Genomic DNA, 11,076 nt, shown 5'->3' on the forward strand with positions numbered 1-11,076 from the left:
GCGAGCGGGAACTGACATGGCGTCCGGATCAGTGGCCCATCGACCCCATCATGTGCCCCATGTAGGGCGCGGACATGAACCCGGACAGGATCAACGCGCCCATGATCAGCACGACGGCGAGCACCACGGCGATCATGAGCGGCGATGGAAGTGGTGATGGTGCCGCGACGTGGGGTACCGCAGGCAGGTCCAGTGTGAGCGCCTCGAGTTCACCGACCGTGCGCGCCCGGTAGGCATCCTCGGCGCGCTGGGAGAACTCGTCCAACGTCAGGCGTCCCGTTCCGACTTCCCTCCGCAAGGTCGCCACAACTCGCTCGCGGTCCTCGTCCGAAGCCCGAATCCCCGGTCCCATCACCATTCCTGCCTCACCGATCGAGCGGATCAACTGCTCGCCCGTCCGGCATTGTTTCGGTACGCAGATCGCGGAGTTCCTGGCGCAGTGCCGCGATCTCCCGATCGCGATCTGATGCGGCGAGCCCGCAGCGCCCCCGCCCTCGAACCATGGGGCGCCAGCACAGAAAGTACGTCGCGGCGAGCGCGCCGAGCGCGATCACCGCAGCGAGCCAGGTCGGCATCAGGACACCTGATCGACACGCCGTCGGGCGCGCTCGGCCTTGAGTTCGTTGATCTCCTCGCGCAGTTGCGCGACCTGCTGCGTGTCGGCATCACCGCGGCGTCCCATCATCCACATCATGAGGCCCATACCGACAGGGCAGGCCAACACCGCAATGCCGTACAACCAGGACGCCATCGATCCTCCCGCAAAGCTCTACTATCTACGTACGTAAATAGTAGACAGGTCCGTGACACAACGCCACTTTCCGGTTTACGGTGCTGAGCAGTAGGTCGAGATCCCGCGAGCGGAAGGCAGGGCGTGACGATGCCGAATCTACGACGCAGGACCGCGCCGGCCGTGACCCTTGGAGCGTTCGCCTTGGTAGCGACGGCATGCAGTGGCGGCGGAACGACCCCATCCGGCAGTTCGGCTCCGGCAACCCAGCCGCCAGCTGCGCAGCCTTCGGCGACGGGGTTCCGGACGCAGATACCGGTGAAGCTGACCGAGTTCGCCATCCAACTGCCGCAGCAGGCCTTCCCGCCGGGCACCTACACCTTCGCCACCAGCAACGACGGGCAGACCACGCACGCGCTGGAGATCGTGGGCCCAGGCGGCCTGGACGAGCGCACCACGACCTTCCGGGGCGGGCAGTCGGCCGACCTCACGGTCACCCTGCAGCCCGGCACCTACGAGCTCTACTGCCCCGTCGGCAACCACAAGCAACAGGGCATGGACACCACGATCACCATTAGTGGTACCGGCCCGGCCGGCACGTCCCCGCCTTCCCCGACCGGAGGCGGCTATTGACGGGTGGGGTCATGGCGAACTTGCCGCGCCCGCGGGCGACCCGGACGACCGGATACGCACTCGTCGTTCTCGGGACAGCGATCGCCCTCGCGAACTGGCTGACCGAGAAGACCAGCCTGCGGCACTTCCCGGAGGGACACTCAGCCCTCTACGTGCTGATCGGGCTTGTCGTAGCCGCCGTCGGCCTGCGAATCGCCTCGACTGTCGACGAGAGCTGAACTGCCCGCGCGCTGCGCTGCTCTGCGTGACCGCGTCCGGAGCAGGCCCAGCGCGACGCGACCCAGTACCACGCCGATCAACCCACCCCCGACGTTGGCAGCGAGGTCAGAGAGACTGCAGAACCGGCCGGGAATCTGGACCTGTGCCAGCTCGATGCACGTCGGGAGCAGGATGGCAACCGACACCGCGGGAAGAATTCGGCCGAAGGTCACCACGACGGCACCGGCCAAGGGGAGCAGCAACAACAGGTTCAGCAGATCGGCTGCGATCCCGCCGCCCGAATGGACGATGTCGTGGCCGAAGTCCGCCAGGTCATCGGGCAGACAACTGCTCACACCGTTGGTGTGCGGCTCGTCGCCCGGCGTCAGGGTCACCGACGCGACGGCCGTCGACAACAGCAGCGAGATCAGAGCCCCGTCACGCCGCCAGCCGCGGCGCCGGGCCAGCGGTGCCGCAAGGAGCACACTGACGATGCCGCCCACCACGAGGACGACCATGGTCCAACCGGACACGGGCACGTGAGCGCCGAAAACCCTCACCCTCACTCCTCGCGAACGGCGCCCTCATCGACACACGCGGTGGGCGACCGGCCGTAAACAATCAGCCGGGTGACACCCTCAGGCCCACGGAACCGTCGGCACCGGTCTCCCGCCGTCGATGCCGTCCGCGATCGGGTCGGCGGTCCCGGTACGACCACCCCGCCGGACTGCCCGGAAGTGGTGACCTGTCCGGCGACAGCTTCAGGAGGTCGCGCAGCACCGTCTCGTAGATCGGCGTCTGGCTCACCTGTCCACCACCTTCCGGGCATGCCGGACGAACCACGGCAGTTTACTATTCGCGATAGTACTCCGCTTCGTTCACACTCCTGAGCTCGCCGCCGGCGAGAATCGGAGGCGACCGCGGTCCCGCTCGGCGAGCAGACCGAAGCCCGCACCGAGTGTGGCCCACAGCAGGCCCAACGACGCCAGCGACAGCAGCCGGAAGTCCCACACCAGGGATGCCGGTGCGGCGACGGGGTCCGGGTTGTCCGGCAACAGGAACAAAGTGGCCAGTCCCGCGACCACCACGCCGGCACAAACGAGTTGCACCAGCGGGTCTGGCACACCACGGCGACGCAGATGACCGTTGAGCTGCCAAGCCGCGACCACGAAGACGATGCTCACCCCGATCGCGGTGAGCCACGCGTTCGCCCGCAAGGAGACCGTGGCGGGGTCACCGACGCCGGGCGGGTTACCGGGATAACGCAGGAACGGCAGGAATTCCACGGCCAGGAACCCGGCCCCGGCCAGCCGGAGCGAGAGCGGCCACGCCCGGTCCCCGGGCTGCTTGTGCTGGAGCAGCGCGTACACCACCCCGAACAGGACACCGAACGCGAGACCGGTGACGGTCGCGCTGAACAGGAGTCCGGCGTGCTGAGTGGCGCGCCCGAAGACTTCCGCGCTCTGCGCCACGTTCGCGGCCGCTTGTCTGGCCGATTCCAGCTCGACCGCGCGATCCAGAACCGGCTCGGCGAGCCACCAGGAAAAGGCCCCGGAGAGCAAACCCGCACCGCCGCCGGCGAGCAGGCCCCGGCCCAGGGAGGACAGCAACGACATCTCGCCCGCCTCAGTGGCAGGGCGCGGCGAGCAGGTGCCGGCCGTCGTGGGCGAACTCGTGGATGTAGTTCATCGTCGATGCGAGATCGCCGAGGACCGGCGACAGCAACGCACCTTGGTCGAGGAAGATCGCGTACAGCGCCAGCAAGGCGATCGCGACGGCCAGTCCGGCGATCACGAGATCACGGAAACGATTGGTCAGCAGCTGCGAACCTGGCACTGCCTGTGACGCGGCAGGTGTGGTCATGACGGTCTCCTCACGGGGTTCACACGCCCCGAATTCGGGAGGACGACGGGTCAGTCTCCTGACTTCCGGTTCATCACCCGACCCGGCCGTCGCCGGCTTGCGGGGCTCATTTCCCGGTCACAGTGGCGGGACCGTCCCGGTCTCACACCGGGTTCCTGCTCACCGTCGCCTCGATCTGCACTTGTGGCGGCCAGCATCGCTGCTCGAGTGATACGCCGTCAATCCGGCATCGGGTGAAATCCACTATCGATGATAGTTGTCACATGAGTCATCACGGCTGAAGGCGAGCACCTCGCCGGCGACGGTGAGCCGCACCTTGGCCCCTTCACCCGGAAGGTCGCTGCCAGGCACCCGGGCGACAACCCGCGGACCATCGGGCACGAGGTCCAGCCGGAGTGCGGCATCGTGGCCGTAGAAGCTGACCTCGCCCACGATCGCGTCGGCACCGTCGGTGACCGCGGTCTCGTGGACCTGGATCTGTTCGGGCCTGATCAGCACGTCTGCCGGCCCGTTTACCGCGGGGCCGCAGACGGCAAGAGTCCCGAGAGCGGTGGCCGCACGGCCGTCGTGAATGTCGGCCGGCAGCAGGACGGCTTCTCCGACGAAGCCGGCCACCGCGGGATCGCGGGGGCGGCGGTACAGCTCCGCCGGGGAGTCCAGCTGGACCAGCCGTCCTGCTCGCATCACGGCAACCTGGTCGGCCAGTGACAACGCCTCTGCCTGGTCGTGGGTGACCAGGACGGCGGTGGCTCCCGCGGCACGCAGAGCACGCATCACGGCTCGCCTCGTTCCGTCACGGAGGCTGGCGTCCAGGGACGAGAACGGCTCGTCCAGGAGCACGACGGACGGCCGGGGCGCGAGTGCCCGGGCCAGTGCGACGCGTTGCTGCTGGCCGCCCGACAGCTGATGCGGGTAACGCGATGCCAGATCGCTGTCGAGACCGACCAGATCCAGCAGCTCGTGCAGGCGATCACCGGTACGGCGAGCCTGGCGGGCGAGCCCGAAAGTGACGTTGTCGGCGATCGTGCGGTGCGGGAAGAGCGCCCCTTCCTGCGGAACGTAACCGACCCGGCGCCGCTGGGGCGGGACCGATCGGCCTGCGGTGAAGACCGGGTGGTCACCGAAGGCGATGGTGCCCGAATCGGGGTCGGCGAAACCGGCGATCAGCCGCAGGAGCGTGGTCTTGCCACATCCCGAGGGGCCCAGGACGGCGGTGATGCCACGGGCCGGCACGTGCAGATCGACGCCCTCGAGGACGCTGATGGCACCGAATGCCTTGGTCACCGCGGTCACCGTCAACGCGGTCATCCTTCGGTCGCCCTCCTCGGGTCGCGGGTGAGCAGGTACGTCGCGGGCACGGACAGCAGCACCATCACGGCGGCGTAGGGAGCGGCGGCCCCGTATTCGACGCTGCTGCTGTAGCTCCAGAACTCGGTGGCCAGCGTCCGGGTACCGATCGGAGACAGCAGCAGCGTTGCGGTCAACTCCGTGGCCGCGGCGATGAAGACCAGCGCCGCGCCCGCCCCCAGACCGGGTGCGATGAGCGGGAGTGTCACCCGGCGCAGGGTCGCGAGGCGGCTGAGCCCGAGACCGTGCGCGACGTCCTCCAGTTCGGGCGGAACCTGTGCGAGCGCCGACCGCACGTTCACCACCGCGCGGGGCAGGAACAGGATCGTGTACGCCACGATCAGCAAGGCCGTGGTCTGGTAGATCGCGGGGACCATCCGGATGCTGACGGTCACCAACGCCAGTGCGACCACGATCCCCGGCAGGGTGCTGCCGAAGTACGTGCAGCGCTCGACAAGCGTCACCCACCAGCCGCGATGCCGCACCGCCAGCCAGGCGACCGGGATCGCCACGACGACGGTGACGACCCCGGCCACGCCACCGAGCCCGAGCGAGGCAGCCGCTGCCGAGGACAAGTCGCTGACCGGCACACCGGTCGAGGCGCCGGTGACCAACCAGAACACGAGGCTGCCCACTGGCACCCCGAGCGCGAGGCCGACGAGGACCGCCAGCGCCAGCAAGACCGGGGCAGTCCCGCCTCGCAGGCTGGTCGGCGTGACCCTGCGGGCCGAGCCTGCGCCCACGCGGGCGTGGCGTGCACGGCCGCGGAGCCGGAGCTCACCCAGTAACAAGAGCAGGCACAGCAACACCAGCACACCAGCGAGCATGTTGGCGGCGGGCCCGTTGTAGGAGGACTGGAACTGGTCGTAGATCGCCGTGGTGAAGGTGGGAAACCGCAGCATCTGCAGCGCGCCGAACTCGGCCAGCAGGTGCAGCGCGACCAGCAGGCACCCACCCAGCAGCGCGGGACGCAGCTGCGGCAGCACGATGCGCCAGAACGTCGCCGCGGGACCGAGGCCGAGCGTGCGGGCGCTCTCCTCCAGCGCCGGGTCGAGCCCGCGGAACGCGGCCACGACCGGAAGGTAGACCAGCGGGAAGTAGGACAATGTCACGATCAGCAGGGCACCGAGATATCCGCTGGCTTCCGGGAGGACGGAAACCCAGCCGTAGCTGTTCACGAACGCCGGCACGGCCAGCGGGGCCACCAGCAGCACGTGCCAGACCTTGCGTCCCGGCAGCGTCGTACGCTCGACGAGCCACGCGGCGCCGACTCCGATCATCGCACAGAGCAGCACCGATCCGCCGACGAGACGGATGGTGTTCCACAGGAGCTCGACGGTGCGCAGACGGAAGACCAGCCGTTCGACCTCGCCCCAGCCGGTGCTGATCGTGTAGGCGACCACGAAGCCCAGCGGCACCAGCGCGAGCAGGCCCACCACGGCGGCCGACAACCGCAGGACGACGATGCCCGCCTGCCACCGGGCGCGCGCCACCACCCGCTCCCGGTGTGCGAGGGCTGGGCCCGCCGCTGACGGCCGGTTCAGATCAGCCCCGCCTTCTGCATCATGTCCACCACCATCGGGCCGTTCAGTTTCGCCAGATCGACGTCGGGCGGGTCGAGCTCGGCGAAGGGCTTGAGCCTCGGGTTGGCGGCGGCACCGTTCGCGACGGTGTACTCGAGCGCGGTGCTGTCGGCGAGTATCTGCTGACCGTTGCGCCCGGTCAGGTACCTCACCAGCTGCTGCGCCTGCGCTTGCTTGGTGCTGCTCTTGAGCACGCCCGCGCCGGAGGTGCTGACGAACGCACCCGGATCCTTGCCGCCGAAGAACTTCAGCTCGGTGTTCCCGCTGATGGCTCCGGAGCCGGCCCGGTCCTTGAACCAGTAGTAGTGGTAGATCACTCCGGCTTGGATCTCCCCGGAATTGACCGCGGTCAGAACCGCGTTGTTCGTACGGTAGATCTTGGCGTTCGCCTTGAGACCGGCGAGCCACTCCTGCGTCGCCGCTTCCCCCTCGACCGCCAGTACCGCGCTCACGATCGCCTGGAAGTCGGCGCCCGCCGCGGCGATGCCGATCTTGTCCTTCCACTGCGGCTGCGCCAGATCCATGATCGAAGCCGGCAATTGCGACGGCGTCAGCGCCTTGGCGTTGTAGGCCAGCACCGTCGACCGGGCGGCGAAGCCGACCCAGTTGCGACTGGACGGGACGAACCGCTCGGGTACTTGGGCGGCCGTGGCGTCGTCGATCCTGGCGAACAACCCCTTCGACTCCACGAGGTTCATCGCCGGCGAGTTCTCGGTCACGAAAACGTCCGCCGGGGAGGCGTCGCCTTCCTGCACGATCTGGTTGGCCAGTTCGAAGTCCGAACCGGACCGGATGTCGACCTTGATCCCGGTCTCGCTGGTGAACCCGTCCACCATGGCTTTGGCCGCGGGTTGCGCGCTGTACAAGGTAAGCGCGTCTCCGCCCGACGCGGCCCCGCCACCACACCCGGCAACCGTCATGCCGAGCAGCGCACTCACCGCCGCCGCAATCGCTTTCGTGGACCGCCGCATCAAGCCTCATCTCGACGAACACCAGAAGTTAGGTCAGGGCAACCTTAGTACTAGGCACGATAGTCGACATCATGGGGCAGATCACAGACCCGGGACCCGGATTGTTTGGTTAGCCTTGCTTGCTTGCCCGTTCAGCCGAGAGTGAAGTCGTAGTGGACAATCAGGTCACTTCACGGGAGATTCCGCCGGGCCGGGTGCCGGGAGTGTCCTTCGTGCACGCGCTGCGCGAGCACGCGCACCAGCTGGCCGTGGTGACTCCCGGCGGCCTCGCCATCACCTACGAGGACCTCGCGGAACGCGTCGAGGCCACCGCGGACCGGCTGGGCGCTGCCCGGCGACTGGTGGTCGTCGCCGGGACCAACGACCTCGACACCCTGGTCGCCTACCTGGGATGCCTCCACGGTCGGCATCCCGTGCTCCTCAGTCACGCCGGCGATCTCAACGCCCTCGTCGGCCGGTACGACCCTGACGTGGTCATAGACCACACCACAGGCGCTGCGACATGGGACGAACGCCGGACGGGAACCGCGCACACCCTCCACCCCGAACTCGCTCTGCTGCTGTCGACCTCGGGGTCGACCGGTTCGCCCAAGCTCGTTCGCCTGTCGGCAACAAATCTCGAGGCCAACGCGTCAGCCATCGCGGGGTACCTGGACATCCGCGACGATGACCGAGCGGTCCTCTCGCTCCCGATGCAGTACTGCTACGGGCTGTCGGTCATCAACAGCAACCTCCTGCGCGGCGCGGCGATCCTGCTCACCGGCGACTCGGTTGTCGAACCCCGGTTCTGGGACTTCTTCCAGCAGCACGGCGGGACGTCCCTGCACGGCGTTCCCCATACCTTCGAACTGCTCGATCGCATCGGATTCGAAAGGCTGGACCTGCCGACCCTCCGTTACGTGACCCAAGCGGGCGGCCGGCTCGAGCCGGGCACAGTTCGCCGCTACGCCGCACTGGGGGCGCGTGACGGGTGGCGGTTCTTCGTGATGTACGGCCAGACCGAAGCCACCGCCCGCATGGCCTACCTGCCTCCCGAACTCGCCGCGTCCAGACCCTCGGCCATCGGCAAACCGGTGCCGGGAGGCCGGTTCGAGATCCGCCCGGCCGACGACGGGGGTGACGGAGAGCTGATCTACCACGGCCCGAACGTGATGCTCGGCTATGCGGACCAGCCGGCCGACCTTGCCCGTGGACGTACGGTCGTCGAGCTGGCGACCGGCGACCTCGCACGTCGCGCACCGGATGGGCTCTATGAGGTGACCGGGCGCAAGAGCCGCTTCATCAAGCCGTTCGGACAACGCATCGACCTGGATTTCCTCGAGCGTTCGATTCAGCAGGCGGGCTACGACGCGGTATGCACCGGGACCGACGAAGTCCTGGTGGTCACGGTACGTACCAGGCGGGCATCAGGGGCTGTCCGTGATCTCGTGGCGACCCGTCTCGGTCTGCCGCACCGGTCTGTCCGCGTCCAGGCGATCGCCGAGTTCCCCCGGCTGACCAACGGCAAGATCGACTACCAGGCCCTCCTGACGCACGAGCGCGAGGAGCCAGGCCGGGATCGAACGGTGCGCGCGGCGTTCACCACTGTCCTGAACCTACCGACCGTCTCGGGCAGCGACACGTTCGTCGGCCTGGGGGGCGATTCGCTGTCGTACGTGCAAATGTGCATCGCACTCGAACGAGTGCTCGGGCATCTGCCTGACGACTGGCATCTCACGCCGATTCGTGACCTGGAGAATCGGCGGCCGCACATCCGGGCGAGCGTCGCCGTGGAGACCGATATCGTGCTGCGTGCCCTGGCGATCATCCTGGTCGTCGGCACCCACGCGGGACTCTTCCGCATTCTGGGCGGCGCGCACCTGCTCCTGGTGATCGCCGGCTGGAACTTCGCCCGGTTCGCGCTGGCGCGGGGCGACGGCACTCATCCAGGCAGGCACGTGCTCGGCAGCGCGGTGCGGATCGCCATTCCGGCCATCCTGTGGATCGCATGGCGCTCGATGAGCCAGCCGGACGTGGTGCTCGCCAACGTGCTGCTGATCAACAACTATCTCCGGCAGGGCGCAACAGGGTACTGGTACATCGAAGTCCTGGTGCAACTGCTCCTCGTCCTGGCCGCCGTGTTCAGCATCCCCGCCGTTCGCCGGTTCGAGCGCGACCACCGCTTCACGGCCGCGCTGTTCGCGCTGGCCGTCGCGATCGCGGCACGCATGCTCGCCGACGATGCGGGAGGCTTCCCGGAGCGTGCGATGACCGCCCAGGGAACGGTGTGGTTCTTCGCACTGGGCTGGCTCGCGCAACGCGCCGGCACGAGTGCCCGGAAGCTCCTTGTGCTGGGCGCGGCCCTGATCCTGGTCGCCGACTACTTCGCCGATCCCCGCCGGGAGGCTGTCATTCTCGGCGGCCTGCTCCTGCTGGTCCTGCTGCCCTGCATTCGACTTCCGAGGATCGTGGCGCGGACAGTCGCACTCCTCGCCGCCGCCTCGCTGTACATCTACCTCACCCACTACGCCGTGTACCCCGTGCTCCTGCCGCACCTCGCCCTGATCGCTGTCGTCGCGATCAGCTTGACAGCAGGGATCATCACCTGGCGAGCAGTCCAGGTCCTGAGCCGACTGAGGCGACGGTTGCCTCTCTGACCGACGAAGCAGGCGGCGCCCTCCAGTCACGTTCGGCCGACTACTACTATCTTCCATAGTATGAGCCGTGGAATCGCCGATGTGCGGTTCGGGCCGCAGGAACGGAGTCCACCCATGGTCGTCAAGCCCGCCCCCATCACGGTGCGCCCCCTACCCGTGGCGACAGTGCCACCGAAGGGTTCGTTGCTGCTGCGGCTGTTCCGCACGACGGACCACAAGCAGATCGGCATCATGTACCTGGTCACGTCCTTCGGGTTCTTCATGGTGGGCGGCGCGATGGCGATGCTGATGCGCAGCGAGCTGGCCAGGCCGGGCCTGCAGTTCCTGTCGCAGGAGCAGTACAACCAGCTGTTCACCATGCACGGCACGATCATGCTGCTGCTGTACGCCACACCGAGCGTGTTCGGGTTCGCCAATTTCATCCTGCCGCTGCAGATCGGCTCGCCGGACGTGGCGTTCCCGCGCCTGAACGCGCTGTCCTACTGGCTGTACCTGTTCGGCAGCCTGATGGTCGTCTCGGGGTTCCTGACCCCGGGCGGAGCCGCGGACTTCGGCTGGTTCGCCTACACGCCGCTGTCGAACGCGATCAACTCACCCGGTATCGGGGCGGACCTGTGGATCATGGGCCTGATGGTCTCCGGCCTGGGCACCATCCTCGGCGCGGTCAACATGGTCACCACCGTTGTCTGCCTGCGCGCGCCCGGTATGACGATGTTCCGGATGCCGATCTTCACCTGGAACATCCTGGTCACCAGCATCCTGGTGCTGATCGCCTTCCCGATCCTCACCGCGGCACTGGCCGGCCTTGCCGCCGATCGCCTACTGGGCGCACACGTGTTCGACCCCGCCAACGGCGGCGTGATCCTCTGGCAGCACCTGTTCTGGTTCTTCGGCCACCCCGAGGTGTACATCCTCGCGCTACCGTTCTTCGGCATCGTCTCCGAGATCATCCCGGTGTTCTCACGCAAGCCGATCTTCGGCTACAAGGGCCTCGTCTACGCCACCCTCGCCATCGCGGCCCTGTCGGTCGCGGTGTGGGCGCACCACATGTACGCCACCGGCGCCGTGCTGCTGCCGTTCTTCTCCTTCATGACCTTCCTGATCGCGGTCCCGAC

The 11,076-nt window shown here is 67.8% G+C and carries 12 protein-coding genes and 1 riboswitch; of the genes, 3 read left to right on the forward strand and 9 right to left on the reverse strand.

What is annotated here, in order from left to right; translation table 11 throughout:
- Positions 1-28: 28 nt before the first annotated feature.
- Genes ABZ215_RS23940 through ABZ215_RS23950 form a run of 3 tightly spaced genes read right to left on the reverse strand, consistent with a single transcriptional unit; the run spans position 29 to position 751 of the window.
- Positions 29-358 (reverse strand): DUF1707 domain-containing protein, encoded by a 330-nt coding sequence (locus ABZ215_RS23940; RefSeq protein ID WP_354951711.1) that lies wholly within the window; start codon positions 356-358, stop codon positions 29-31.
- Between the two features lie 7 nt (positions 359-365).
- The gene (locus ABZ215_RS23945) at positions 366-575 is read right to left on the reverse strand and encodes a hypothetical protein (RefSeq protein ID WP_354951713.1); all 210 of its coding nucleotides are present in this window, start codon (positions 573-575) and stop codon (positions 366-368) included.
- Positions 575-751 (reverse strand): hypothetical protein, encoded by a 177-nt coding sequence (locus ABZ215_RS23950; RefSeq protein ID WP_354951715.1) that lies wholly within the window; start codon positions 749-751, stop codon positions 575-577. The genes ABZ215_RS23945 and ABZ215_RS23950 overlap by 1 nt, the downstream gene beginning before the upstream one ends.
- A 297-nt stretch (positions 752-1,048) precedes the next feature.
- On the opposite strand from ABZ215_RS23950, the gene ABZ215_RS23955 reads away from it, so the two are divergent.
- Positions 1,049-1,363: a hypothetical protein gene (locus ABZ215_RS23955; protein ID WP_354951717.1), complete on the forward strand. Its 315-nt coding sequence runs from the start codon at positions 1,049-1,051 to the stop codon at positions 1,361-1,363.
- A gap of 140 nt (positions 1,364-1,503) precedes the next feature.
- Here ABZ215_RS23955 and ABZ215_RS23960 read toward each other — a convergent pair whose 3' ends face one another.
- From ABZ215_RS23960 to ABZ215_RS23985, 6 genes are all read right to left on the reverse strand, one after another.
- Positions 1,504-2,079 carry a VanZ family protein gene (locus ABZ215_RS23960; protein ID WP_354951719.1) on the reverse strand — a complete coding sequence of 192 codons (576 nt, stop codon included), beginning with the start codon at positions 2,077-2,079 and terminating at the stop codon, positions 1,504-1,506.
- Between the two features lie 360 nt (positions 2,080-2,439).
- Positions 2,440-3,177 carry a CbtA family protein gene (locus ABZ215_RS23965; protein WP_354951721.1) on the reverse strand — a complete coding sequence of 246 codons (738 nt, stop codon included), beginning with the start codon at positions 3,175-3,177 and terminating at the stop codon, positions 2,440-2,442.
- Between the two features lie 10 nt (positions 3,178-3,187).
- Positions 3,188-3,424 (reverse strand): CbtB-domain containing protein, encoded by a 237-nt coding sequence (locus ABZ215_RS23970; RefSeq protein ID WP_354951723.1) that lies wholly within the window; start codon positions 3,422-3,424, stop codon positions 3,188-3,190.
- Between the two features lie 30 nt (positions 3,425-3,454).
- Positions 3,455-3,624, reverse strand: a riboswitch (cobalamin riboswitch).
- 43 nt (positions 3,625-3,667) lie between these two features.
- Complete coding sequence (locus tag ABZ215_RS23975; protein ID WP_354951725.1) at positions 3,668-4,732, reverse strand: ABC transporter ATP-binding protein; 1,065 nt, start codon at positions 4,730-4,732, stop codon at positions 3,668-3,670.
- Positions 4,729-6,264 (reverse strand): iron ABC transporter permease, encoded by a 1,536-nt coding sequence (locus ABZ215_RS23980; protein ID WP_354951727.1) that lies wholly within the window; start codon positions 6,262-6,264, stop codon positions 4,729-4,731. Before ABZ215_RS23980 ends, ABZ215_RS23975 begins: the two co-directional genes overlap by 4 nt.
- A gap of 47 nt (positions 6,265-6,311) precedes the next feature.
- The gene (locus ABZ215_RS23985) at positions 6,312-7,220 is read right to left on the reverse strand and encodes an iron ABC transporter substrate-binding protein (RefSeq protein WP_354951729.1); all 909 of its coding nucleotides are present in this window, start codon (positions 7,218-7,220) and stop codon (positions 6,312-6,314) included.
- A 257-nt stretch (positions 7,221-7,477) separates the two neighbouring features.
- Between ABZ215_RS23985 and ABZ215_RS23990 the strand changes: the two genes are divergently transcribed.
- Together ABZ215_RS23990 and ABZ215_RS23995 are read left to right on the forward strand one after the other, a co-directional pair.
- A complete protein-coding gene (locus ABZ215_RS23990; protein WP_354951731.1) occupies positions 7,478-9,961 on the forward strand; it encodes an AMP-binding protein in 2,484 nt (827 codons plus the stop codon).
- A 114-nt stretch (positions 9,962-10,075) separates the two neighbouring features.
- Positions 10,076-11,076, forward strand: a 1,001-nt coding sequence (locus ABZ215_RS23995) for a cbb3-type cytochrome c oxidase subunit I (protein ID WP_354951736.1), incomplete at its 3' end; no start/stop codon positions are given.

Origin of the sequence: Amycolatopsis sp. NPDC006131 (assembly GCF_040614175.1) — a bacterium.
Taxonomy (GTDB): Bacteria; Actinomycetota; Actinomycetes; order Mycobacteriales; family Pseudonocardiaceae; genus Amycolatopsis_E; species Amycolatopsis_E tucumanensis.